This window comes from Rhodanobacter geophilus, from assembly GCF_040812275.1.
GTDB lineage: Bacteria > Pseudomonadota > Gammaproteobacteria > Xanthomonadales > Rhodanobacteraceae > Rhodanobacter_A > Rhodanobacter_A geophilus.
Genome location: NZ_JBFOHL010000001.1, coordinates 450275 through 473889 on the forward strand (window position 1 = coordinate 450275; position 23615 = coordinate 473889).

A 23615-nucleotide genomic window follows, 5' to 3' on the forward strand; every position below is an offset into this window, starting at 1 on the left:
AACGGGTTCGCCGTTGACCGACGTGCGGCCCATCCATGGGCCGCGACCGCTCCGATCAAGGACACCAGTACACAGCGAGCGGCACGCGATCCTGCTGCACCACCGCGCGCACCGGATGGTTCTTCGCGTCGGCCAATCCCAGCCGCACGTCGGCGAGCAGATCCCGTTTCTTCTCCCCGCTCACCAGCAAATACAGCGCGCGGGTATCCAGCAGCACGGGCAGCGTGAGCGTGATGCGCGGCTCGCCGGCGCCGGGCGCGTGCATCGGCAGCACCTTCGCCGTGCCGTGCGGATCCAGCGCCGCGGCGAGGTGGTCGCCGCCGGGGAAGAACGAGGCGGTGTGGCCGTCCTCGCCCATGCCCAGCACCACCACGTCGAACGGCGCGGGCAGCGCGGCGATGCGCGCCCCGGCCTCGGCCAGGCCCGCTTCCGGCGTGGGTGCGCCGGTGTACAGCGGCACGAAGCGGGCGGCCCGGGCCGCGTCCTGCAGCAGGGTGGTTTCCACCAGTTTCGCGTTGGAACGTTCGTCGGTGTCCGGCACCCAGCGTTCGTCGACCAGGGTGATGGCGACCTTCGCCCAGTCCAGCGCTTCGCGCGACAGCCGCGCGAAGAAATCCTTCGGGGTACTGCCGCCGGAGACCGCGATCACCGCCGTGCCGCGCGCCGCGATCGCCTCGCGCAGCTGCGTGGCGACGCGCTCGGCCAGCGCCACGGCCTGGGCGCCGCAATTCGTGAAGCTGTGCGTCGTCACGTTGGACATGGCGCTTACTCGCTGTCCTCGTGCCAGGTGCGGCCGTCGCGCTCGATCAGCGCCACCGCGGCGCTGGGGCCCCAGCTGCCGGCGGCGTAGGGGCGCGGCGCCTCGTTGCCTTCGGCCCATGCGGCGAGGATGGGATCGGCCCAGCGCCACGCGGCTTCCACCTCGTCGCGGCGCATGAACAGGGTGGGGTTGCCGCGCACCACGTCGAGCAGCAGGCGCTCGTAGGCGTCTGGCTGCGCCACGCCGAACGCCTCGGCGAAGCTCATGTCCAGCGGCACGTGGCGCAGGCGCAGGCCGCCGGGGCCGGGATCCTTGATGGTGAGCCACAGCTTCACGCCTTCGTCCGGCTGCAGCCGCAGCACCAGCCGGTTCTGCGCCAGCGGGCCGGCGCTGGCGCCGAAGATCGAATGCGGCACCGGCTTGAACGCCACCACGATCTCGGACACGCGCTCGGGCAGGCGCTTGCCGGTGCGCAGGTAGAACGGCACGCCGGCCCAGCGCCAGTTCTCGATCTCGGCCTTCAGCGCCACGAAGGTCTCGGTGTCCGACTTCGCGCCGTTCAGCTCGTCCGGGTAGCCCGGCACCGACTGGCCCTCCGCCACGCCGGCGCGGTACTGGCCGCGCACGGTGAGCTGGCCGGCGTTGCTGTCGTCGATGCGCTTGAGCGAGCGCAGCACCTTGAGCTTCTCGTCGCGCACCGCGTCGGGCGTCAGCGAGGCGGGCGGCTCCATCGCCACCATGCACAGGAGCTGCAACAGGTGGTTCTGCACCATGTCGCGCAGCGCGCCGGCACGGTCGTAGTAGCCGGCGCGGCGGCCCAGGCCCAGCGTCTCGGCCACGGTGATCTGCACGTGGTCGATGTGGCTGGCGTTCCACAGCGGCTCGAACAGCGCGTTGCCGAAGCGCAGCGCCAGCAGGTTCTGCACCGTTTCCTTGCCGAGGTAATGGTCGATGCGATAGGTCTGCGATTCGGCGAACACCTTGCCCACCGCGTCGTTGATGCGGTTCGCGCTGGCGAGGTCGCGGCCGATCGGCTTCTCCAGCACCACGCGCGAGTGCTCGCCGTTCAGGCCGCACTCGCCGAGCCGGCGGCAGATGTCCTCGAACAGTTCGGGCGAGGTGGAGAGGTAGAACACGCGGACGTGCCCGGGCTGTTCGCCGATCAGCGCGGCGAACGCGTCCCAGCCCTCGTCCTTGCGCGCGTCCAGCGGGCGGTAGAACACCTGCTGCAGGAAGGCATCGAGCTTGCCGGGATCGGCGCCGTTGCCGGCCAGCGAATCGCGCAGCTGGGCGCGGTAGCCGGCGTCGTCCAGCGGCTCGCGGGCCACGCCGACGATGCGGCTGCCGGCCGGGATCTGGCCGTCGGCGTAGCGGTGGAACAGCGCGGGCAGCAGCTTGCGCAGGGCGAGATCGCCGGTGCCGCCGAAGATCACCAGGTCGAAGGTGTCGACCTTCTGGAAAGTAGCCGTCACGCAAGCACCTCGGTACGGGGGAAGAGGGCGGGCCGTGGGGGTTTCAGCCCGAGCCGTGACGATAGTACCAGTGGAATACCAGGGCAAGCACTGCCTTGCATACGAATTCATGGAGGCCGCAAATGCCGCCACGAGACCCGGTTTTCGCCCATGCCGGGAAAATGGATGGCCAGACGACTTGCGGCCAATGGTTTGCTATTGGTATCTTCTCCGGATGGAAACCGCCCTGGCCCGTGAATACCGCCGCATCTGCCGTGACCCGGCCAGCCACCAGCCGCTGGCCTACCTGCGGCTGCGCAGCGCGATCCGCAACGTGGTCGAGCACCGTGCCATCGAGCCGGGCCAGGCGCTGCCCAGCGAGCGTGACCTGTCGCAGGCGCTCAAGCTCTCGCGCGTCACCGTGCGCAAGGCCATCGCCGGCCTGGTCGAGGAGGGCCTGCTGACCCAGCGCCACGGCGCGGGCACCTTCATCGCCGAGCGCATCGTCAAGCCGATGTCGCGGCTGTCCAGCTTCACCGAGGACCTGCGCGACCGCGGCCTGCACCCGCGCTCGGAATTCTTCGAGCGCAGCGTGGGCGAGGTGACGCCGGAGGAGGCGATGGCGATGAACCTGTCGCCCGGCTCGCTGGTGGCGCGGCTGCACCGCGTGCGCTACGGCCAGGACGAACCGCTGGCGATCGAGCGCAGCGTGGTGCCAGCCAGCGTGCTGCCCGACCCGACGCTGGTGCGCGACTCGCTGTACGAGGTGCTGGAATCGCTGGGCTGCCGCCCGAAGCGCGCGCTGCAGCGCCTGCGCGCGGTGTCGCTGGGCGCGCAGCACGCGCGCCTGCTGCACGTGGCCGCGGGCAGTGCCGGGCTCAACATCGAGCGGCGCAGCTTCCTCGACGATGGCCGCGTGGTCGAGTTCACCTGCTCCTGGTACCGCGGCGACATCTACGACTTCGTGGCCGAGCTGCACGCCGACTGATCCCCCGTCGCGCACCGCGCGATGCCCCCATACACGAGAAGCCCATGCACGCCAGCGACACCCTGATGTTCCGCGAAGCGCACGAATCCGCCGACGTGGTGGCACGCCAGTTCGCCGCCAACGAGCGCGTGGTGGGCGAGCTCGCCGCCGCGCTGCGCGCGCAGCCGCCGCGCTTCATCGTCACCTGCGCGCGCGGCAGCTCCGACCACGCCGCCGCCTACGCGAAATACGTGTTCGAGACCCAGCTCGGCATCGTCACCGCCTCGGCCTCGCCCTCGGTGACCTCGGTATACGCCGCGCCGCAGCAGTGGGAAGGCGCGCTGTTCATCGCGATCTCGCAGTCGGGCAAGAGCCCCGACCTGGTGCGCAACGCGCAGGCCGCGAAGACCGCCGGCGCGCGCGTGGTGGCGATGGTCAACGTGGAGGATTCGCCGCTGGCGGAGCTCGCCGACACGGTGATCCCGCTGCACGCCGGCCCCGAGCGCAGCGTGGCCGCCACCAAGAGCTACCTCGCCGCGCTGGCCGCGATCCTGCACCTGTGCGCGCGCTGGCACGGCGACGCGAAGCTGCTCGCCGCGCTGGAGGCGCTGCCCGGTGCGCTGCGCGCGGGCTGGCACGCGGACTGGTCGGCGCTGGTCGACGGCCTCGCCGACGCGCACAACCTGTTCGTGGTGGGCCGCGGCTTCGGCTTCGCTGCCGCGCTGGAGGCGGCGCTGAAATTCAAGGAAACCTGCGGTCTGCACGCGGAGGCGTTCAGCGCGGCCGAGGTGAAGCACGGCCCGATGGCCCTGGTCGGCCCGGATTTCCCGGTGCTGTGCTTCGCCCAGGACGACGATACGCTGGAGAGCACGCTGGCGGTGGCGCGCGAGTTCCGTGGCCGCGGCGCGAACGTGCTGGTGGCCGCGCCCGGCCGGACCGGCGACGGTTTCCTGCCGCTGGCCGCCGGCCTGCCCGCCTTGTGCACGCCGCTGCTGACCATCCAGAGCTTCTACCGCGCCACCAGCGCGCTGGCGCTGCGCCGCGGTTTCAATCCCGACGTGCCGCCGCATCTCAACAAGGTCACCGAGACCGTGTGACCCGCTTTTCTCCTCCCCCTGCTTGCAGGGGGAGGTCGGGAGGGTGGCTTTTGCGACAAGAGCGACCCCACCCCAGCCCTCCCCTGCAGGCAGGGGAGGGAGCACTCCTCCATCGAGATGTCCGCCATGACCACCGCCCTCACCCACGCCCGCGTCCTCACCGCCCACGGCTGGCGCGGCGATCTCGCCGTGCTGGTCGAAGGCGAGCGCATCGCAGCGCTGCTGCCGAACGATCACCCGCAAGTGCGCGCCGCGCAGGCACAGGATCTGGCCGGCGCGCTGCTGGTGCCGGGCTTCATCGACGTGCAGGTGAACGGCGGCGGCGGCGCGCTGTTCAATGCCGCGCCCACGGCGGAAACGATACGCACGATAGGCGCGGCGCACCGCAGGTTCGGCACCACCGGCTTCCTGCCCACCCTGATCAGCGACAGCACCGACGTGATGCGCGCCGCGCTGGCCGCCGTGGATGCCGCCTTCGACGAAGGCGTGCCCGGCCTGCTCGGCGTGCACCTGGAAGGCCCGTGGCTGGCGCCCGCGCGCAAGGGCGTGCACGATCCCCGGTGGTTCCACGTGCCCGGCGAGGACGAGCTCGCCATGATCTGCGCGCCGCATCGCGGCGTGCGCCTGGTGACCCTGGCGCCCGATCAGGTGCCGCACGAGATCATCGCGCGGCTCGCCGCGGCCGGCGTGCTGGTCAACGCGGGCCACACCGCCGCCGACCACGCCACCATCCGCGCCGCGCTGGCCGCCGGTGTGCGCGGCTTTACCCACCTGTTCAATGCGATGACGCCGCTGGGCAGCCGCGAACCCGGCGTGGTGGGTGCGGCGCTGGACGATCCCGGCAGCTGGTGCGGCATCATCGTCGACGGCCACCACGTGCACCCCGCCGCCCTGCGCAACGCGGTCGCCGCCAAGCCGCGCGGCAAGACGCTGCTGGTCACCGACGCGATGCCGCCGGTGGGCGCGGATTCTCCCGAGTACTTGCTCAACGGCGAAATCATCGTGGCGAAGGACGGCATCTGCCAGACCGCGAACGGCGTGCTCGCCGGTTCCGCGCTGGACATGGCCACCGCCGTGCGCAACAGCGTCGACATGCTCGGCCTGCCGCTGGACGAGGCGGTGCGCATGGCGAGCACCTATCCCGCCGATTTCCTCGGCCTCGGCGCCAGCCACGGCCGCATCGCGGTCGGGTATCGCGCCGACCTCGTCGCGATGGATGCCGGCTGCCGCGTGCGGCAGAGCTGGATAGGCGGCGCCGCCGCCTTGTAGGAGAGGCTCTCGCCGCGATGGCTTGCGATGCATCCATCCGCAAGCATCGCGGCCGAAGCCGCTCCCGGGCTGTCCCCGCCATGCGGTTCCAGGGTTCCCGCGTGCGCATTGCCGCTGATGGCCATCCGCCGCTAGACTTGGGCGGTTCAGGTGTCCCGATGGCATGTCGCCGTAGGGATGAAACGGGAAGCCGGTGCGTGGTGTTCCACACTGCAAGGCCGGCGCTGCCCCCGCAACGGTAAGCGAGTACACGCGCGGCCATCCGCCACTGTGTCGAGGACACGGGAAGGCGCCACGCGGGACGATCCGGACATCGTCCGCTCGCGAGCCCGGAGACCGGCCCGGACATGACTGCTGGCTCGCGGTGGGCGAGGCCGGACAGACGCGTCCGGCTGCTGCCGTACCTGCCTGCTCCCGCCTTCCCGTTTCCGTACGCCGGTCCGTTGGACACGATGCGCCGTGCGGGTGTGCGGCCAAGGAACGAGACGTGAAGAAGACCCTGCTGGCCGCGGCGCTGCTGTGCTGCCTGACCTCCGCCTACGCTGCCGACCAGAACGACGCCAGCGCACTGGAACCGGTGATCGTCACCGCCACCCGCACACCGATCACCGCCGACGATGCACTGTCCTCGGTCACCGTGATCACCCGCGCCGACATCGAGCGGCTGCAGCCGGCGTCGGTGCTGGACCTGCTCACCGGCCTGCCCGGCGTGAACGTCACCCAGAGCGGCGGCATCGGCCAGTTGAGCACGCTGTTCCTGCGCGGCACCAACTCCACGCACACGCTGGTGCTGATCGACGGAGTGCGCATCGGCTCGGTCACAGCCGGCTTCGCCTCGCTGGAACAGCTCCCGGTGGAGCAGATCGAACGCATCGAGATCGTGCGCGGTCCGCGCTCCAGCCTGTACGGCGCCGACGCGATCGGCGGCGTGATCCAGATCTTCACCCGCCACGGCCAGTCCGATGGCGGCATCGCGCCGTCGCTGAGCATGACCGCGGGCAGCCACGGCCTGTTCGGCAGCCAGGCCGGCCTGTCCGGCGGCGACCGCCACGCCTGGTACAACCTCAGCCTGGGCGGCGAATACACCAGCGGCTTTCCCGGCTGCAGGATGGGCGCGGCCGAGGCGATGGCCGGCTGCTTCGTGGACGATGCGCGCGACGACGCCTACCGCAACTGGAACGGCGCGGCCAATGCCGGCTATCGCTGGGACAACGGCACCGAGCTGGCCTTCACCTGGCTGCGCAGCAAGAACGACGTCGAATACGCCGGCAGCCCGTACGGCGGCAACGACGCCGTCAACGAGCAGCGCGTGGCCGGCGTGCGGCTGAGCTTCTCGCCGCTGGAGGCGTGGAAGGTCACGCTGAACGCGGGCCAGGGCAAGGATCTCGCCACCACCTACTACCAGGGCACGTACTACGGCACGTACTACCCGCTGGCGCAGACCGGTTACATCAACTCGCGCCGCAACCAGTTCTCGTGGCAGAACGACATCGCGCTCGCTTCGAACCAGCTGCTGACGGTGGGTGCGGACTGGCAGCAGGAACACGTCGACAGCAGCACCGGCTACCTCGCCGACAACCGTGACGACACCGGCACCTACGCGCAGTACCAGGGCACGTTCGGCCGCAACGAAGTGCAGCTCTCCGTGCGCCACGACCACAACCAGCAGTACGGCGGCCACGACACCGGCGCGGCGGCCTGGGGCTACCACTTCGACCATGGCCTGCGCGTATACGCCAGCTACGGCACGGCCTTCCACGCGCCGACCTTCAACGACCTGTACTACCCGCCGTACTTCGGCATCCCTTCGGCCAACCCCGGCCTGAAGCCGGAGAAGTCGCGCAGCGCCGAGCTGGGCGTGGCCCAGCAGCTCGGCCTCTGGAACTGGGGCCTGAGCGCCTACCAGACCCGGATCGACGACCTGATCCTGCTCGACCCCAGCCGGAACTACGTGCCGTTCAACGTCAGCAAGGCGCGCATCCGCGGCCTGGAAGGCCAGCTTGGCGCGAACCTCGACGGCTGGCAGGTGCAGGCCTACCTCACGCTGCAGCAGCCGAAGGACATCGGCAACGCCATCGCCGACGCCAACAGCGGCAACCTGCTGCCGCGCCGTCCCGAGCGCATGGCGCGCATCGACATCGACCGCCGCTTCGGCGCATTCGGCATCGGCACCACGTGGTACACCGCGGGCAAGAGCTACGACGATGCCGCCAACACGCACCGCCTCGGCGGCTACGGCACGCTGGCGCTGCGCGCGAGCTGGCACTTCGCGCCGGACTGGCAGGTCGAGGCCAGGCTGGCCAATGCGTTCGACCGCGAGTACGAGACCGTGTACTACTACAACCAGCCCGGCCGCACCTGGTACCTGACCCTGCGTTACAGCCCCGCGGCGCACTGAACCTCGACAGGCCACGGAAGGCCTGCCGCGCGGCGACTCTTCGCGGCCCGGTCTCTTGCATGCAGCGCCCCTGCCTTTTGGCAGGGGCGCCTTCAGGCACATCCCTCGCGGCGTGCGACCGGGCATAAAGAGCGCATGATCGGGAATCCGCTCGTGCCGTCGCCGGTCGCGCGTGTTCTCCCATTATGCTTGCGCGCCACGGAGGACACGTGAACATCTTCGCTCCCATGATCCGCCGGCCGGTCGGCACCTCGTTGCTGGCGATCGGCCTGGCCATCGCCGGCTTCTGCGCCTACCTGCTGCTGGGCGTGGCGGCGTTCCCGTCGATCGAGTTCCCGTTCATGGCGGTGTCCGCGCAGTTGCCGGGCGCCAGCGCGCAGACCATGGCGAACACCGTGGTGGCGCCGCTGGAGCGGCATCTCGGCCGCATTCCCGGCGTGGCGCACATATCCTCCACGGCCACCGAAAGCGGGGCGCAGATCTTTCTGCAGCTGGATTTCGGCCGCAAGCCGGACCAGATGGCGCGCGACGTGCAAGCGGCGATCAATGCCGCGTTGCCCGACCTGCCGCAACTGCCCAGCCCGCCGACCTATTTCAAGGCCGACAGCTCGCAGATCCCGATCCTGCTGGTGTCGCTGACCTCGACCAGCCTGCCACCGGACAAGCTCTACGACCTCACCGACACGCTGCTGAAGCCGGCCGTGGCGCAGATTCCCGGCGTTGCCCTGGTGCAGGTGGGCGGTGGCGCGCCGCATGCGGTGCGGGTGGCGCTGAACACCGCCGCGCTGGCGCATGCCGGCATCACCGCGAACGACGTGGCGAACGCGCTGCGCGCGGCCAACGTCACTTCGCCGCAAGGCGCGCTCGGCGACGGCACCACCCAGATGACGGTGAGTGCCAACGATGCGCTGCACACGGCGCAGGACTTCGCCCAGTTGGTGGTCGCCAGCCGCAAGGGCGTACCCGTGCGCCTGTCCGACGTGGCCACGATCACCAGCGGGCAGCAGGACAACTACGCCGCAGCCTGGTTCAACGAGCATCGCGCAGTGGTGCTGCGGATCACCAAGCGCCCGGAGGCGAACGCGGTGGCCACCGTGCAGGCGATCCGCGCACGGTTGCCCGAACTGCGCAACCTGTTGCCCGCCGACGTGAAGATCACCCCGATCTTCGACCTCACGCCTACCACGATGTCGGCGCTGCACGAGGTGGAAGTGGCGCTGCTGATGAGCGTGGTGATGGTGGCGCTGGTCATGCTGGTGTTCCTGCGCCGCAAGCGGCCCACGGTGATCGCGATGTTCAGCGTGCCGCTGTCGCTGGCCGGTGCGTTCGTGCTGATGTGGGTGCTCGGCTTCACGCTCAACATCTTCTCGCTGGTGGCGCTGGTGCTGTGCGTGGGCTTCGTGGTGGACGACGCGATCGTGGTGATCGAGAACATCGTGCGCCACATGGAGAAGGGCATGCCGGCGCTGGAGGCCGCGCTCACCGGCGTGCGCGAGATCGGTTTCACGGTGATCTCGATCACGCTGTCGCTGATCGCGGTGTTCGGGCCGATGGTGTTCGGCAACAACGTGTTCACCCTGCTGATGCGCGAGTTCTCGGTGACCCTGATCGCCACAATCGTGATCTCGGCGCTGGTCTCGCTCACGCTCACCCCGGCGCTGTGCGGCAGCTGGCTGGCCGGCGACGACGTGCATGCCGTGCGCCGCCCGGGCCGGCTGGAGCGCTGGGCCGAGCGTTTCGACGAGGGCTGCCTGCGCCTGTACGAGCGCGGGCTGGACTGGGCGATGCACCACCGCCGGCTGATGCGCTGGCAGCCGCCGATCCTGCTGGTGCTTACCATCCTGCTGGCGGTGCTGGTAGGCATGACCGCCGGCGGCGGCATCATGCCGAAGGAGGACACCGGCCTGATCAACGCGAACATCACGGCCGACGCGAACATCTCGCCCACCCTGATGATGAAGCGCACGCAGGAGATCGTGGCGCAGATCCATGCCGACCCGGCGGTGCTGGACATCACCGCGTCGGTCGGCGGCAATCCGGGATCGACCGCCAACCGGGCGAACCTGTTCATCGACCTGAAGCCGCTGGGCGACCGGCCCGGCGAGCGCCGCGATTCCGCCCAGCAGGTGGTGGATCGCCTGTCTGCGAAGTTCAAGAACGTGCCCGACCTGGCGGTGACGCTTACCGCGCAACAGTTCATCAACATGGGTGGTGGTGGCAGCAGCGGCGTGGGCCGCTACTCGTTCCAGCTCACCAGCATCAGTGGCACGCCGCTGCAGCAGCCCACGCTGGAGCTGGAGCGCGTGATGCGCGGCATGAAGCAGTTCCGCGACGTCACCTCGAGCTTTGACAGCATCGGCAAGCAGCAGATGCTGGAGGTGGATCGCAATGCCGCCGCGCGGCTGCAGCTGGGCATGGGCCAGATCGACGACGCGTTGTACGACGCCTTCGGCCAGAACCAGATCTCGACGATCTACTCGGACATCAACCAGTACCGCGTGGTGCTCACCTCAGACAAGGCCGACACGCTGAGCCCGGACGCGCTGCTCAACACCTACGTGCGCAACAGCGCGGGCACGATGATTCCGCTGTCCGCGGTGGCGCGCATCCAGCCGCATGTCGCGCCGGTGAGTGTGGAGCACTACGACCTGACCGAATCGGCGATGATCAACTACAACCTGGCCGAGGGCGTGACCCAGGCGGACGGCCTGAAGCTGGTGGACCAGGCGATCTTCGCCGCGCACCTGCCGGACGGCGTGCAGAAGAAGTACACCGGCGAGAACGAGAACCTGCTCGATGCACTCACCAACTCGCTGCTGCTGCTGCTGGCGGTGATCGGCGCGATGTACGTGGTGCTGGGCATCCTGTACGAAAGCCTGATCCATCCGCTGACCATCCTCTCCACGCTGCCGGCGGCGGGCATGGGCGCGTTCCTCGCCATGCTGCTCACCCATACCCAGCTCACCGTGATGTCGGTGATCGCGGTGCTGATGCTGATCGGCATCGTGAAGAAGAACGCGATCCTGATGGTGGATTTCGCCCTGGTCGCGGAGCGCGAGCGCGGCATGGCGCCGCCGGCGGCGATCCGCGAGGCGGCGCTGGTGCGCTTCCGCCCGATCACCATGACCACCCTGGTGGCGATGGGCGCGGCGCTGCCGCTGGCGGTAGGTTTCGGCGCCGGCTCGGAGATGCGCCAGCCGCTGGGCATCGCGATCCTCGGCGGCCTGTTCGTGTCGCAGCTGCTGACCCTGCTCAGCACGCCGGCGATCTACCTGTGGCAGCACGACCGCCGCGAGCGCAAGGCGAAGCGCCGCGCGCTGCGCGAGGAGATCCGCCGCCAGCGCGAGCTGGCAAAGCAGGTGCCGGCGCTTCCGAAGTAGCGCCGCGCTGGCCGCGGGAGGGCGCGTGCGCGCCCGCGGCCGGCAGCCTCCCGTTCGCGCCGGTGTTGCGCAAGGCCTGGACGAAGACCGGGAGGCCGGTGGTGGGCGCGCCCCGAAGCCCCCGGCTTCAGCCGGGGTTTCCCGCGGGCCTGCACGGGGCGGCACCGCATCGTCGACGCATGCAGGACAGTGTTTCCGCCGGCGCGAACACTGGCCGACGACGCTTCATTTACAATACCGGGCGGTATAGTTCATGAATAACGTCCCCTCCCCCACAAGCATTCGTCATGATCAACTTCCCCCGTTTCCTCCCTTCCGTCGCGGCGGTCGCGCTCGCGTTCGCTGCCCTGCCTGCCGCCGCCGCCCAGTTCGAACTGCAGGCCGGCCGCAGCTACATGGACAGCCATGCCGCCAACGCCGTGTTCGCCGAGGGCGTGCTCGCCGAACACCCGCTGGGCGACAGCGGCCTGCACTGGGCACCCGACCTGTCGCTGGGCTGGATCGATGGCCGCGACATCGATCGCTACCGCCATGCCCGCTACGGCACCCGCGAGGCGATCTGGCTGGCGGCCGGCGGCGTGCGCCTGCGCGCGGGCGAGCCGGGTGACTGGTACCACCATTTCTTCTACAGCTTCCAGGTCGCGCTGCACAGCGGCCGCACCCAGGCGTTGAGCAGCCCGTACGAGTTCGTCAACAGCGTGGGCTGGCAGTGGCACCACCTCAGCTTCGAGCTGCGGCACATCTCCAACGGCAGCCTGCACGAACCGAACCGCGGCGAGACGATGGCGCTGGTGGGCGCGGGTTTCGAGCTGTAGGCAGGCGCCGTCCCCACACGACAACGGCCCCGTTCGGGGCCGTTGTCGTGTGGGGTGCCCGTGCGTCAGTGGCCGCCGCCGGCGGCCGGCCCCGCCTTCGGCGTGAACGGCGGCCTGGCCAGCCAGATCACCACGATCAGGCTCAGGAAGATCCAGCCCAGTGCGTGCAGGACCTCGTTGAACCCCATCTGGAAACCCTGCTGGGTAATCATGCCGTTGAGCGCCGCGGCGCCGCGCTGCGGGTTGCCGTGGCTGAGCTGCTGCAGCGCCGCCTGCGCGGTGGGGTTGTACGGGTTGATGTGCTCGGTCAGCTGCTCGTGGTGGGTCACCGCGCGGCGCGTCCACATCAGCGTGGTGATCGAGGCGGCGAAGCTGCCACCCAGCGTGCGCAGGAAGGTGGCCAGGCCCGAGCCCGCGGCGATCTCGTTCGTCTGCAGGTCGGACAGCAGGATGGTCAGCGTGGGCATGAAGAACAGTGCCACGCCCAGGCCCTGCCACAGCTGCACCATCGCCACGTGGTAGAAGTCCACCTGCACGTAGAAGTCGGCGCGCATGAAGCAGGTGCCGGCCATCACCACGAAGGACGCCGCGGCCAGCAGGCGCAGGTCCATGCGCGTGGCGTACTTGCCCACGAAGAAGGTCAGCAGCACCGGGATCACGCCCAGCGGCGCGGTGGCGAAGCCGGCCCAGGTGGAGGTGTAGCCCAGGGTCTGCTGCAGCCACAGCGGCACCAGCAGGGAGATCGAGAAGAACGCGGCGTAGGCCAGCACCAGCGCCAGCGTGCCGGCACTGAAGTTGCGGTGGCGGAACAGCTTGAGGTCGACGATCGGATCCTTGTCGGTGAGTTCCCAGATCAGGAACACCGCCAGCGCGATCGCCGAGACGACGCTGGTGATCACGATGAACTGCGAATTGAACCAGTCCTCGTCGTTGCCCTTGTCCAGCACCACCTGCAGCGCACCCACGCCGATGATCAGCGTGACCAGGCCAACGTAGTCGATCCGCGGCCGCTCGAGCTTCTCCACCTTCGCGCGCAGCTGGTTCGCCACCACCACGCTGGCGAAGATGCCGATCGGCACGTTGATGAAGAAGATCCACGGCCAGGAATAGCTGTCGGTGATCCAGCCGCCCAGGATCGGGCCGGCGATCGGCGCCACCACCGTCACCATCGACAGCAGCGCCAGCGCCATGCCGCGTTTCTCGTTCGGGTAGGTGCCGATCAGCAGGCTCTGCGTGATCGGGTACATCGGCCCGGCCACCGCGCCCTGCAGCGCGCGGAACAGCAGCAGCATGCCCATGCTCTGCGACACGCCGCACATGAACGAGGTGAACGAGAACAGCAGGGTGCACCACACGAACAGCTTCACCTCGCCGAAGCGGCGGGTGAGGAAGCCGGTGAGCGGCAGCGAGATCGCCATGCTCACCGCGAACGAGGTGATCACCCAGGTGCTCTGGTCGTTGCTCACGCCGAGATTGCCGGCGATGGTCGGCAGCGACACGTTCGCGATGGTCGTGTCCAGCACCTGCATGAAGGTGGCCAGCGACAACCCGATCGTGGTGACGGCGAGATTCGGTGGACGGAAATGGCTGCTCATGGGGCTTGGTCGATGCGAGGGAGTGGCTCCTCCCCCTGTTCGCAGGGGGAGGCTGGGAGGGGGTGCCCTGGTGCTGCGACGAAGAGCGACCCCACCCCGACCCTCCCCTGCACGCAGGGGAGGGAGTTGCATGTCACTTTGAACTGCCCGCCATGTTGGCGTGGATGATCTGCGCGATCAGCGCGTCGGCCTTCGCCGCCTGCTGCTCGTACACGTCGGTGCTGAAGGCGGGCTGCGCCGGTGGCTGCTGCGCCAGCATCGGGCCGTTCTGGTCGTGCAGGTTCACTTCCACGGCGAGCGACATGCCGATGCGCAGCGGGTGCTGGTCGAGCTGCCTCGGATCCGTGAACACCACGCGCGCCGGGATGCGCTGCACGATCTTGATCCAGTTGCCGGTGGCGTTCTGCGCCGGCAGCAGCGAGAACGCGCTGCCGGTGCCGATGCCCAGGCTCTGCACCTTGCCCTGGTACTTCACCGCACTGCCGTAGACGTCGGACACTATCGTCACCGGCTGGCCGATGCGCATGTGGGTGAGCTGGGTTTCCTTGAAGTTCGCGTCGATCCACACCTCGTGCAGCGGCACCACCGCCATCAGCGGCGCGCCCGGCGCCACGCGCTGGCCCAGCTGCACCGAGCGCATCGCCACATAGCCGGTCACCGGCGCCACCAGGGTGGTGCGCTCGTCGTCGAGGTAGGCGGCGCGGAACTGCGCGGCGGCGGCCTGCACGTCGGGGTGCGAGGCGACCACGGTGTCGTCCACCAGCACCTTGCTGGTCTGGTACTGCTGCTGCGCGGTGACCAGCGCGCTCTGCGCGGCGGTCAGCTCGTCGCGGACATGCGACAGCTCCTCGGCCGAGATCGCGCCGGACCTGGCCAGGCCCACGCGGCGGTCGTAGTCCGCCTTGGCCTTGGCCACCGCGGTCTCGCGCGCCGCCACGATCGCCTGCTGGCCGTTGACGCTGGAGTACAGGCCGCGCACCTTGCGCACGGTGGCGGCGAGGTTCGCCTTCGCCTCGGCCAGCGCCACGTCGGCGTTGGAGCGATCGAGCTTCACCAGCACGTCGCCCTGCTTCACCAGGTCGCCGTCGTCGGCGCCGATGGTGACCACGGTGCCGGGGATCTGCGGGGTGAGCTGCACCACGTTGCCGCCCACGTAGGCGTCGTCGGTGCTTTCATACCAGCGGCCGTCGAGGAAGTACCACAGCGCCCAGGCGATGCCGGCGATCACGATGACCGCCAGCAGGATGCGCAACAGGAAACCGCGCCGCTTGTTCTGCGGCGGTTGGGCGGCCGCCGTGGTGGCCGCTGGGGAGATCTGGCTGGACATGGGTCTGCCTCAGGAATGGTGTGCGGATGCGGGGGAAACGGATGCGGCCGGCGCCGGCGGTTGCTGGTCGGCGGTTGGGCGGTAGCCACCGCCCAGGGCCTGGATCAGCTGCACGGACTGGTCCGATTGCTGGGCCTGCAGCGCGGCCATGCGCTGTTCGGCCACCAGCAGTTGCTGGCGCACGCTGAGCGTTTCCAGATAACTGCCCACGCCGGCCTTGTAGCGCTGCTCGGCGAGTTGCTCGGCGTCCTGCGCGGCGGTCAGCGCGCGTTGCTGCGCTTCGGCCTGCTGCTGCAGCGACTGCAGGGCATCGACGTCGTCGGCGACGTCGTTGACGGCGCGCACCAGGGTCTGGTTGTACTGCGCCACCACGAGGTCGTATTGCGCGTCCTTGCCGGAGAGGTCCGCGCGACGGCGGCCGCCGTCGAAGACCGGCAGGCTCACCGCCGGCGCCACGTCGTAGAAACGCGCCGGCAACTGGAACAGGCTGGCCTCGCCCATCGAGATCAGGCCGACCATCGCGCCCAGGTTGAGGTTGGGCAGGAACTGGGTCTTGGCAGCCTTGATGTCCTTGCCGGCGGCTTCCACGCGCCAGCGCGCGGCGACCAGATCGGCACGGTGGCCCAGCAGATCCACCGGCAGGTTGGCCGGCACGGCGAGCGTGGCCGGCGACAGCAGGCGAGGACGGCCGATCTCGCGGCCGCGGTCGGGCCCCTTGCCCAGCAGCACCGACAGCGCCGACTGCGCGGCATCGATCGCACGGCCAGCCACCGCCAGCTGCTCCTGTGCGCTCGCCACTTCGGCATCGCCCTGCTTCAGCTGCATCTGGTTGTCGATGCCGGCGGCCACGCGCTGCGCGGTGAGCTTGCGCGCGGCGTCGGCGCGCTGCAACTCGGCCTTGGCCAGGTCCTGCTCGGTGTAGGCATAGCCCAGTTGCACGTAGGCGCGGGCCACGTTGGCGGAGAGTTCCACGCGTGCGGCGCGGGCCTCGACCTCGGCGGCGCGGGCCTGGCCCACCGCCGCCTCCCAGGCGGCGCGCTTGCCGCCCCACAGGTCGATGTCCCAGTTGAAACTGCCGTAGACGTAGCGGGCCGGCGTCATGTGGCCGTTGCCCAGCCCCGGCAGGGTGGTGGGGATGCGCGCGTCGGCCACGCTGCCGCCCACGTTGAAGGTCGGCTGCCGCGCGGCGTCGGTCGCGCCCGCCACCGCCTGTGCCTGATGCGCACGGGCATCGGCGATGGCGAGTGTCGGGTTGTCGGCCAGCGCCTCGCCGATCAGCATGTCGAGCTGGGGATCGCCGAGGCCGGTCCACCAGTCGGCGGACGGCCAGGCCGCGCCGGCCGGCACGTCCGCCAGGCTGTGCGCGGTCTTCAGCGAGGTCGGGGCTATCGGCTTGCCGTCCGGATGCAGGCCGCCGCTGCTGGCGCAGCCGGCCAGTGCGAAGGTCAGTCCGACCGCTGCCGCAAGGAGATGCAGGCGCATGAGCTTTCGGTCTCGAAGCAGGAGTGGGTGGAGATCAGTCTTTGTTGCGGAGCGCATGCAGCACGCGTTCCAGGTAGTCGTGCAGGTGCCTGCGCTCGCTGGCATTCAGCGAACGCTGGGCCGCCTTGAGCACGCGCCCGTTGCAGTCGGTGAGCTGCTGCCACAGCGCATTGCCCTCGGCGGTGAGTTCGATGCGCAGCGCGCGCCGGTCCTGCTCGTGCGGGCAGCGGCGCAGGTAGCCGCGGCTCTCGAGCTGGTCCAGCTGGCGCGTCATCGCGCCACCGTCCAGCTCCACCGAGCGGGCCAGCTCGGTGGCGCCCATCGGCCCCAGCTTGGCCAGCCGCTTCAGTATCAGGAACTGGGTGAAGCGCAGGTCCAGCCCCTTGGTGGCGATCTCCGCCTCCATCGCGCGCACCAGTTCCGTGCGCACCAGTCCGAGCAGGATGCCGAGGCTCTCGCGGGAATCAGTGGCGGCGGCGTTGTTCATGGCCGCGCATTCTATTGCCGAAAATATATTTGTCAAGGCAAATATGTTCGCGTTGAATTTTGTCCCGGCAAGATCAACCCCGGCGCGGCTGACGGGCCTCCAGTTCGTCCCGCACCAGGTTGCGCAGTGCCTGGTCGCGGATCGCGAACAGCTCGAACACCCCCAGCGCCTGCAGCGTGGGCAGCACGGCGAGCAGCCGCGGCTCGGCTTCGCGGCGCACCGCCTCGGGTGTGGCCGGATCCAGCATCAGCTGCGCGTTGACGACGAAATCGGTGAGTGCATCGGCTTCGGTTGTTTCGGTAATGGCGGAAAGCAGCGACATGGCGGTCTCCTCGGTTCCATGGGGAAGGGACGTGGAAAGCAGTCGTAGCGTTACAGCGCAAGCGCGACCGGAACATCCGGTTCGTGTGGGCGGCGGGGGCTTGCCTGCGACAGGAGCGGCCGCGCGTTGCGCGCAGCCTTGTACGTGGGGTCCGCCAACCTTATCTCGACCTGTACCAGCCTGGGGAGGCAGCTGTCAGTGCTGGTACTCCCACCACCACTCCACGGTCCGCCATGCACACGTCGATGCAACGCACCGAGCTGAAGGCCTTCCTGCGCGCACGCCGCGCCGCGCTGGCACCGGAGGCGGCCGGCGTGCCACGCGGCACGCGCCGGCTCACGCCAGGCCTGCGCCGCGAGGAGGTCGCCGCGCTCGCCGGGGTCGGCGTGACCTGGTACACGTGGCTGGAACAGGGGCGCGCGATCAACGTGTCGGCGGCGGCGCTCGCGCGCATCGCCCACGCCTTGGCGCTGTCGCCCACCGACGAGGCCTACCTGTTTTCGCTGGCCGGCGTGGCGCGGCCGGAGCCGCCGCTGCCGCCGTTCGAGCTGGCGCCATCGGTACAGGTGCTGCTGGACCGCTACCAGGGCCCGGCCTTCGTGCTCGACCCGGTGTTCGACGTGCTGGCCTGGAACGCGCAGGCCAACTGGCTGTTCGGCTTCGATGCCCAGCGCGGCCCGTTCGCGCGCAACCATGTGTGGAACGCCTTCCTCAATCCCGAGCGGCGGCGCCTGTATCCGGACTTCGCGCCCAGCGCGCTGAACCTGCTGGGGATCTTCCGCATGAGCCAGGCCAGCCATCCCGACGATGCGCGCTTCGACACGCTGATCGCAGCACTGTCCGCCGCCAGCCCGGAGTTCGAGCAGCTGTGGATCCAGCAGCAGACCGCGCCGCTGAGCGCGCTGCGGCTGCCGCTGTTCCATCCCGAGCTGGGCGACTTCTGCGTGCATTCCACCCGGCTGCCGATCCGCGACGCCCAGGCGGACGGTGCCACCGCGTTCTTCTTCGTGCCCGCGGATGCCGCAGCGGAACAGGCCTTCGGGCGGTTGGGCGAGCTGGCGCGCGACGAGGCACTGGCATAAGCCAGCCTTATTGTCATCATCACTAAAACCGCCTTGGCTTATCGGCGGGCCGGGCCTAGCATGCGGCGACGCTCATCCGCGCCGCCACGAATCGCGAGGTCGCCATGCTCCGTCCGCTGCTTTCCGGTCTGCTCGTGCTCGGCCTGCTGCCCGCCGCCGCGATGGCCGGCGACAACCCGGCGCCCATCATCACTGCCGCCGGCGCGTTCCACCCGGTGCCGCACGCGGCGTTCATGCCTGACCGCAACGCCACCTACAAGGTGGTGTTCGCGATGAGCAGGCCCGGCGACAAGCCCGATCACGTCAATCCTGCGCTGGAGCGCGTGGCGCGCACGGTGAACCTGTACGCCGCCGCGGGCGTGCCGCTCGGCCACCTGAAGTTCGTCGCCATTGCCTACGGTCCGGCCACTCCGCTGGTGCTGGACGACGCCCATTACCGCGCGAAGTTCGGCGTGGCCAACCCCAACCTCGCCGCGATCGCGCAGCTGCGCAAGGCGGGCGTCACGGTGGCGGTGTGCGGGCAGGCGGTGGTCGAGAACCATTTCGAGGACGCCTGGGTGGCGAAGGACGTGGAAGTGGCACTGTCCGCGCTCACCACGATCACCGAACTGCAGCAGCAGGGCTATGCGCTGATGCCCCTGTAAGGGGCATCAGCCGGGCCATGGACGGCCCGACGTCGAACCGGCGCGGCACGCGCCGGTTCGAGCGGAGCCGAGTGCGGCCACGCCGGACTCGGCGAGCTTGAAATGCGCAGGACGCGCATTTCAAGCATCAGGCACGCGCTCTCGCTCTGCTGTTGCTATGGGGGAAATGCCGATGAAACACAAGTACACGTGGCTCGCCGCCATCGCGCTCGGCGCGCTCGGCGCCACCGCCCAGGCCGCCACCCAAGCCAAACCCGACTATCTCCCGCCCTGGAACCCGCCGCCGCAAGGCCTGCAGTTCAGCGCGCCGCCGTTCGACGCGATCGCCGACCTGCACGGCGACGTGGTCGATCCGCAGCTCACGGTGTTCTTCGCCGGCAACCAGTTCATGGTGGTGCACGACCTGGTCGCGGCGTTCAGGCAGGCACACCCTGCGTACCAGCGCGTGTTCGTGGAAACCCTGCCGCCCGGCATCCTCGCCAAGCAGATCGAGAGCGGCTCGCTGGTGATGGGCAACCTGCGCCTCGCGCTGAGGCCGGACATCTACACCGCCGGCAAGGCCGCGGTCGAGCGCCTGCAAGCGCAGCACGACTGGTTCGCCGCCACCGCCGACTACGCACGCAACCCGCTGGCGATCCTGGTGGCGAAGGGCAACCCGAAACACATCCAGGGCCTGAAGGATCTCGGCCGCCCCGACGTGCGCGTGAGCATGCCCAACCCGGCGTGGGAAGGCATCGCGAAGCAGATCGAGGCCGGCTACCGCAAGGCCGGCGGCGACGCGCTGGACCGCGCGGTCATGGTCACCAAGGTGCAGGACGGCAGCACCTTCCTCACCACCATCCACCATCGGCAGTCGCCGCTGCGCGTGCTGCAGGGCGAGTCGGACGCGGCGCCGGTGTGGTCCACCGAGGCGTACTTCCAGCAGCAGATCCTGCATCACCCGGTGGAAACCGTGGCGATCCCCGGGGCGCAGAATGCGATTGCCACCTATACCGCCGCGCGCCTGAAGGCCGCGCCGCACCCGCAGGCGGCGAAGGATTTCCTCGCCTTCATGCAGAGCCCGGCCGCACAGGCGATCTACCGCAAGTACGGCTTCCGGTCGCCGGAATAAGGAGCGGGTCATGCTGCGCATCCTCGGGTTTCTCGCCCTGCTGGTTCCGCTCGCCGCCGGCGCCGCGGATGCCGCGGCCATGGCCCGGCAGGGCAACGGCAAGGGCGCCGCGCCCTGCATGGCCTGCCATGGCGTCGACGGCGGCGGCATGGAGGCGAACGGCTATCCGCGGCTCGCGGGCCTCGATGCGGCCTATCTCCGGCACCAGCTCGACGACTTCGCCAACGGCACGCGCACCAACCCGGCGATGCAGCCGAACGCCAGTGCGCTCAGCGAGGACGAGCGCGCGGCCTTGGCGAAGTACTACAGCGCGATGCCGCTGCCGGCGCGCTTCGCCAAGCCGGCCGCGGCACCGGACGCCAGGGGCGAACGGCTGGCCGAGCGCGGCGACTGGAACCGCGGGCTGCCCGGCTGCGTGCAGTGCCACGGTCCCGGTGGCGTGGGCGTGGGCGCGAACTTCCCGCCACTGGCCGGGCAGCCCGCCGCCTACCTCACGGCGCAGCTCACGGCCTGGCAGCAGGGCACGCGCCGCAACGATCCGCTTCAGCTGATGCAGCACGTCGCGAAGCAGCTCACGCCGCAGGAGATCCAGGCCGTGGCCGGCTGGTTCGTCGCGCAGCCGCTGCCGGCCAAGGGGGACACGCCATGAAGCCGTTGCCGCTCGTGTGGTTCGGCGCGCTGGCGCTCGCCGCATGCTCGCAGTCGACGCCGGAAACACCGGCTGCCGCGAAGCCCGCGCCAGCGCCCGCGGCCAGCGCCGCGAAAACCGCCGGCGTCGCCGCCAGGGCCAAGGCACGCCCCGCATTCACGCCGCCCGCCGAAGCCGACCTTCCCGCCGGCCCGCTGGGCGAGGAGATCCGCCTCGGCCGCGCGATCTTCACCGACACGCCGGAACACGCCCGCGACTACGTGGGCAACGGCCTCAGCTGCAGCAACTGCCACCTCGACGCCGGCCGGCTGGCGAACTCCGCGCCGCTGTGGGGCGCCTGGGGCATGTATCCGCAGTACCGCAAGAAGAACGGCCACGTGAACAGTTTCGGCGAGCGCCTGCAGGGCTGCTTCCGCTTCAGCATGAACGGCAAGGCGCCACCGCTGGACAGCGACGTGATCGTGGCGCTGGAAAGCTATGCGTGGTGGATGAGCAAGGGCGCGCCGAACGGGGTGAAGCTGGCCGGCGCGGGCTATCCCAAGGAAAACTTCAAACCGCCGCAGCCGCCCGACTACGCGCGCGGCGCCGCGGTGTACGCGAAGGATTGCGCGCTGTGCCACGGCGCCGACGGGCAGGGCCAGCAGGTGGCCGGACGCAACGTGTTCCCGCCGCTGTGGGGGCCGCAGTCCTTCAACTGGGGCGCGGGCATGCACCAGCTCGACAACGCCGCCGCCTTCATCAAGGCGAACATGCCGCTCAGCCGCGGCGGCACGCTGAGCGACCAGGACGCCTGGGACGTGGCGATGTACATGGATGCCCACGAGCGCCCGCAGGACCCGCGCTACGCCGGCGACGTGGCCGCCACGCGCGTGAGGTACCACGACACGGCCATGTCGCTGTACGGCACCGTGGTGAACGGCCACCTGCTCGGCAGCGGGGCGGCGAAATGAGCACGCCCGCGCATCGCCTCACGCCGGCATTCGGCGTGGCCGGGCAACTCGACGCGGACGACATCGCCGCACTGGCCGCGCAGGGCTGGCGCAGCCTGGTCTGCAATCGCCCCGACGGCGAAACGGCGGACCAGCCGGCCAGCGCCGAGCTCGTACAGGCCGCGGCGAGGCATGGCCTCGCGTGGCGTCACATCCCCGTCGTCTCCGGGCAATGGCGCGAGGCCGATGTCGCCGCGTTCGCCGCGGCGTTGCGCACGCTGCCCGCGCCGCTGCTGGCGTTCTGCCGTACCGGCACGCGCTCGATCCACCTGTGGGCGCTGGCGATGGCGGGCACGCTGGATGCCGAAAGCATCCGGCGCATCGCCGCCGATGCCGGCTACGCGTTGCACCCCGCGGTGCTGCATCGCGCACCGGACGCGTCGCCCTGATGCTGGCCGCCGACCTGCTGGCGCTGGCCTGCGGCTCGCTGGTCGGCTTCTCGCTGGCGCTGATCGGCGGCGGCGGTTCCATCCTGGCCACGCCGATGCTGCTGTACGTGGTGGGCCTGCACGACCCGCACCTCGCCATCGGCACCAGTGCGGTGGCGGTGGCCGCCAACGCCTTCGTCAACCTCGTGCCGCACGCGCGCGCCGGCCACGTGCGCTGGCCCGCCGCGCTGGTGTTCGCCGCATGCGGCGTGCTGGGTGCGTTATCCGGTTCCACGCTGGGCAAGCGCATGGACGGCCACCACCTGCTCGCGCTGTTCGCCGTGCTGATGCTGGCGGTGGCGGCGCTGATGCTGCGCGGCCGGCGCAATGGTGCGGAGAGCAGCTACCCGAAGCCGCGGCTGTTCCCGCGCCTCGGCGCCACCGGCTTCGGCGCCGGCGCGCTGGCCGGCTTCTTCGGCATCGGCGGCGGCTTCCTGATCGTGCCGGGCCTGATCTTCGCCAGTGGCATGGAGATCATCGCCGCCATCGGCAGCTCGCTGGTGGCGGTGGGCGCGTTCGCCTCCACCACCGCGATCAACTACGCCGCCTCCGGCCTGGTCGAGTGGCGCGTGGCCGCGCTGTTCGTCGCCGCCGGCATTGCCGGCGGCCGGCTCGGCGCCCGCCTGGCACGGCGGCTGGCGCGCACCCGCGGCGCGCTCAACCTGGTATTCGCGTTCGCCGTGATCGCGGTGGCGGTGTACATGCTGGTGCGCAATCTGGGGCTTGATGCTGGGGCTGGAGCATCATGATCGAACCAGGACGAGGCCCGGTTCGGCCGGATCAGCGACGTGCGTCGGTGCTGGGCTCCCAAGCTGATACGGCCGCTCTGCCAGGCCATGCTTACCCACGAATACACCTACGCCTACGCCGCGGTGGACGTGGCACATGGCGTGCTGGACACCTTGATCCTTCCGCACGTCAACACGAACTGTATGCAGGTGTTCCTCGACGAGGTGGCCTGACGCCATGCGGGCGAACAGATCGTGATGGTGCTCGATGGTGCCGGCTGGCATCACAGCAACGCCTTGTGTGTGCCGGCGAACATGCACTTGCTTACGTTGCCGCCATACGCGCCCGAGCTCAATCCGGTCGAACATCTATGGGACGAGCTACGCGAGAAATATTTCCACAACCGGGTATTCGGCAGTCTCGACGCGCTTGCGGATCACTTGCTCGCATCCCTGCGTGCCACCGAACATGCCACAGAAAAGGTACGCTCCATCGTTGCCTAGGGATGCCCTGATCTATTCAACATGAAACGGACGTCCATACGTTCGCTCTTGAATCCACGTTCGGACGGAAAAATAGTTGGATCACTCGTAAAACGAGGCCGTTGAGCGGTGAGTGCGCGACCCGTTGGGC

22 protein-coding genes and 1 riboswitch are annotated in these 23615 nt (G+C 69.7%); of the genes, 15 read left to right on the forward strand and 7 right to left on the reverse strand.

Annotated elements, in window-relative coordinates; all coding sequences use genetic code 11:
* Positions 1–55: 55 nt before the first annotated feature.
* Positions 56–760 carry a 6-phosphogluconolactonase gene (gene pgl / locus ABQJ56_RS01980; protein WP_367843304.1) on the reverse strand — a complete coding sequence of 235 codons (705 nt, stop codon included), beginning with the start codon at positions 758–760 and terminating at the stop codon, positions 56–58.
* A gap of 5 nt (positions 761–765) precedes the next feature.
* On the reverse strand, positions 766–2232 hold the full coding sequence (gene zwf, locus ABQJ56_RS01985) for a glucose-6-phosphate dehydrogenase (protein WP_367843305.1): 1467 nt from the start codon (positions 2230–2232) through the stop codon (positions 766–768).
* Between the two features lie 214 nt (positions 2233–2446).
* Between zwf and ABQJ56_RS01990 the strand changes: the two genes are divergently transcribed.
* From ABQJ56_RS01990 to ABQJ56_RS02015, 6 genes are all read left to right on the forward strand, one after another.
* Positions 2447–3199 (forward strand): GntR family transcriptional regulator, encoded by a 753-nt coding sequence (locus ABQJ56_RS01990; RefSeq protein WP_367843306.1) that lies wholly within the window; start codon positions 2447–2449, stop codon positions 3197–3199.
* A 44-nt stretch (positions 3200–3243) separates the two neighbouring features.
* Positions 3244–4275: an SIS domain-containing protein gene (locus ABQJ56_RS01995; protein WP_367843307.1), complete on the forward strand. Its 1032-nt coding sequence runs from the start codon at positions 3244–3246 to the stop codon at positions 4273–4275.
* Between the two features lie 126 nt (positions 4276–4401).
* Positions 4402–5544: an N-acetylglucosamine-6-phosphate deacetylase gene (gene nagA, locus ABQJ56_RS02000; RefSeq protein ID WP_367843308.1), complete on the forward strand. Its 1143-nt coding sequence runs from the start codon at positions 4402–4404 to the stop codon at positions 5542–5544.
* Between the two features lie 131 nt (positions 5545–5675).
* A riboswitch (cobalamin riboswitch) is annotated at positions 5676–5903 on the forward strand.
* A gap of 128 nt (positions 5904–6031) precedes the next feature.
* Entirely contained in the window at positions 6032–7942 is a 1911-nt protein-coding gene (gene btuB, locus ABQJ56_RS02005; RefSeq protein ID WP_367843309.1) for a TonB-dependent vitamin B12 receptor, read from the forward strand.
* A gap of 209 nt (positions 7943–8151) precedes the next feature.
* On the forward strand, positions 8152–11322 hold the full coding sequence (locus tag ABQJ56_RS02010; RefSeq protein WP_367843310.1) for an efflux RND transporter permease subunit: 3171 nt from the start codon (positions 8152–8154) through the stop codon (positions 11320–11322).
* 287 nt (positions 11323–11609) lie between these two features.
* Positions 11610–12137 (forward strand): acyloxyacyl hydrolase, encoded by a 528-nt coding sequence (locus ABQJ56_RS02015; RefSeq protein ID WP_367843311.1) that lies wholly within the window; start codon positions 11610–11612, stop codon positions 12135–12137.
* Positions 12138–12202: 65 nt separating this feature from the next.
* On the opposite strand, the gene ABQJ56_RS02020 is transcribed toward ABQJ56_RS02015, so the two are convergent.
* From ABQJ56_RS02020 to ABQJ56_RS02040, 5 genes are all read right to left on the reverse strand, one after another.
* Entirely contained in the window at positions 12203–13732 is a 1530-nt protein-coding gene (locus ABQJ56_RS02020; protein ID WP_367843312.1) for a DHA2 family efflux MFS transporter permease subunit, read from the reverse strand.
* Positions 13733–13865: 133 nt separating this feature from the next.
* The gene (locus ABQJ56_RS02025) at positions 13866–15059 is read right to left on the reverse strand and encodes an HlyD family secretion protein (RefSeq protein WP_367843313.1); all 1194 of its coding nucleotides are present in this window, start codon (positions 15057–15059) and stop codon (positions 13866–13868) included.
* Positions 15060–15068: 9 nt separating this feature from the next.
* The gene (locus tag ABQJ56_RS02030; protein ID WP_367843314.1) at positions 15069–16541 is read right to left on the reverse strand and encodes an efflux transporter outer membrane subunit; all 1473 of its coding nucleotides are present in this window, start codon (positions 16539–16541) and stop codon (positions 15069–15071) included.
* A gap of 34 nt (positions 16542–16575) precedes the next feature.
* The gene (locus ABQJ56_RS02035; protein ID WP_437343383.1) at positions 16576–16947 is read right to left on the reverse strand and encodes a MarR family winged helix-turn-helix transcriptional regulator; all 372 of its coding nucleotides are present in this window, start codon (positions 16945–16947) and stop codon (positions 16576–16578) included.
* A 154-nt stretch (positions 16948–17101) separates the two neighbouring features.
* Complete coding sequence (locus ABQJ56_RS02040; protein WP_367843316.1) at positions 17102–17350, reverse strand: hypothetical protein; 249 nt, start codon at positions 17348–17350, stop codon at positions 17102–17104.
* A gap of 245 nt (positions 17351–17595) precedes the next feature.
* Here ABQJ56_RS02040 and ABQJ56_RS02045 point away from each other — a divergent pair, with 245 nt between their 5' ends.
* The 9 genes from ABQJ56_RS02045 (at position 17596) to ABQJ56_RS02085 (ending at position 23485) form a co-directional block, all read left to right on the forward strand.
* Entirely contained in the window at positions 17596–18432 is an 837-nt protein-coding gene (locus tag ABQJ56_RS02045) for a helix-turn-helix transcriptional regulator (protein ID WP_367843317.1), read from the forward strand.
* A 104-nt stretch (positions 18433–18536) separates the two neighbouring features.
* On the forward strand, positions 18537–19076 hold the full coding sequence (locus ABQJ56_RS02050; RefSeq protein ID WP_367843318.1) for a DsrE family protein: 540 nt from the start codon (positions 18537–18539) through the stop codon (positions 19074–19076).
* A gap of 172 nt (positions 19077–19248) precedes the next feature.
* Complete coding sequence (locus ABQJ56_RS02055) at positions 19249–20187, forward strand: substrate-binding domain-containing protein (protein ID WP_367843319.1); 939 nt, start codon at positions 19249–19251, stop codon at positions 20185–20187.
* 10 nt (positions 20188–20197) lie between these two features.
* Positions 20198–20836, forward strand: a complete 639-nt coding sequence (locus ABQJ56_RS02060; protein ID WP_367843320.1) for a c-type cytochrome — start codon at positions 20198–20200, stop codon at positions 20834–20836.
* Entirely contained in the window at positions 20833–21786 is a 954-nt protein-coding gene (locus tag ABQJ56_RS02065; protein WP_367843321.1) for a c-type cytochrome, read from the forward strand. Before ABQJ56_RS02060 ends, ABQJ56_RS02065 begins: the two co-directional genes overlap by 4 nt.
* Positions 21783–22214: a protein tyrosine phosphatase family protein gene (locus tag ABQJ56_RS02070; protein ID WP_367843322.1), complete on the forward strand. Its 432-nt coding sequence runs from the start codon at positions 21783–21785 to the stop codon at positions 22212–22214. The genes ABQJ56_RS02065 and ABQJ56_RS02070 overlap by 4 nt, the downstream gene beginning before the upstream one ends.
* A complete protein-coding gene (locus ABQJ56_RS02075; RefSeq protein WP_367843323.1) occupies positions 22214–23002 on the forward strand; it encodes a sulfite exporter TauE/SafE family protein in 789 nt (262 codons plus the stop codon). Before ABQJ56_RS02070 ends, ABQJ56_RS02075 begins: the two co-directional genes overlap by 1 nt.
* Positions 23003–23089: 87 nt before the next feature.
* Positions 23090–23215: a hypothetical protein gene (locus tag ABQJ56_RS02080; RefSeq protein WP_367843324.1), complete on the forward strand. Its 126-nt coding sequence runs from the start codon at positions 23090–23092 to the stop codon at positions 23213–23215.
* 24 nt (positions 23216–23239) lie between these two features.
* Positions 23240–23485 carry a transposase gene (locus ABQJ56_RS02085; protein WP_367843335.1) on the forward strand — a complete coding sequence of 82 codons (246 nt, stop codon included), beginning with the start codon at positions 23240–23242 and terminating at the stop codon, positions 23483–23485.
* Positions 23486–23615 lie beyond the last annotated feature (130 nt).

Bases quoted from the DNA above. Each gene is read 5' to 3' on its own strand.
- pgl (WP_367843304.1), bottom strand. From the start codon at position 760: ATGTCCAACGTGACGACGCACAGCTTCACGAATTGCGGCGCCCAGGCC.
- ABQJ56_RS01990 (WP_367843306.1), top strand. From the start codon at position 2,447: ATGGAAACCGCCCTGGCCCGTGAATACCGCCGCATCTGCCGTGACCCG.
- ABQJ56_RS01995 (WP_367843307.1), top strand. From the start codon at position 3,244: ATGCACGCCAGCGACACCCTGATGTTCCGCGAAGCGCACGAATCCGCC.
- nagA (WP_367843308.1), top strand. From the start codon at position 4,402: ATGACCACCGCCCTCACCCACGCCCGCGTCCTCACCGCCCACGGCTGG.
- ABQJ56_RS02015 (WP_367843311.1), top strand. From the start codon at position 11,610: ATGATCAACTTCCCCCGTTTCCTCCCTTCCGTCGCGGCGGTCGCGCTC.
- ABQJ56_RS02020 (WP_367843312.1), bottom strand. From the start codon at position 13,732: ATGAGCAGCCATTTCCGTCCACCGAATCTCGCCGTCACCACGATCGGG.
- ABQJ56_RS02025 (WP_367843313.1), bottom strand. From the start codon at position 15,059: ATGTCCAGCCAGATCTCCCCAGCGGCCACCACGGCGGCCGCCCAACCG.
- ABQJ56_RS02030 (WP_367843314.1), bottom strand. From the start codon at position 16,541: ATGCGCCTGCATCTCCTTGCGGCAGCGGTCGGACTGACCTTCGCACTG.
- ABQJ56_RS02035 (WP_437343383.1), bottom strand. From the start codon at position 16,947: ATGGAGGCGGAGATCGCCACCAAGGGGCTGGACCTGCGCTTCACCCAG.
- ABQJ56_RS02040 (WP_367843316.1), bottom strand. From the start codon at position 17,350: ATGTCGCTGCTTTCCGCCATTACCGAAACAACCGAAGCCGATGCACTC.
- ABQJ56_RS02045 (WP_367843317.1), top strand. From the start codon at position 17,596: ATGCAACGCACCGAGCTGAAGGCCTTCCTGCGCGCACGCCGCGCCGCG.
- ABQJ56_RS02050 (WP_367843318.1), top strand. From the start codon at position 18,537: ATGCTCCGTCCGCTGCTTTCCGGTCTGCTCGTGCTCGGCCTGCTGCCC.
- ABQJ56_RS02055 (WP_367843319.1), top strand. From the start codon at position 19,249: ATGAAACACAAGTACACGTGGCTCGCCGCCATCGCGCTCGGCGCGCTC.
- ABQJ56_RS02060 (WP_367843320.1), top strand. From the start codon at position 20,198: ATGCTGCGCATCCTCGGGTTTCTCGCCCTGCTGGTTCCGCTCGCCGCC.
- ABQJ56_RS02065 (WP_367843321.1), top strand. From the start codon at position 20,833: ATGAAGCCGTTGCCGCTCGTGTGGTTCGGCGCGCTGGCGCTCGCCGCA.
- ABQJ56_RS02070 (WP_367843322.1), top strand. From the start codon at position 21,783: ATGAGCACGCCCGCGCATCGCCTCACGCCGGCATTCGGCGTGGCCGGG.
- ABQJ56_RS02075 (WP_367843323.1), top strand. From the start codon at position 22,214: ATGCTGGCCGCCGACCTGCTGGCGCTGGCCTGCGGCTCGCTGGTCGGC.
- ABQJ56_RS02080 (WP_367843324.1), top strand. From the start codon at position 23,090: ATGCTTACCCACGAATACACCTACGCCTACGCCGCGGTGGACGTGGCA.
- ABQJ56_RS02085 (WP_367843335.1), top strand. From the start codon at position 23,240: ATGGTGCTCGATGGTGCCGGCTGGCATCACAGCAACGCCTTGTGTGTG.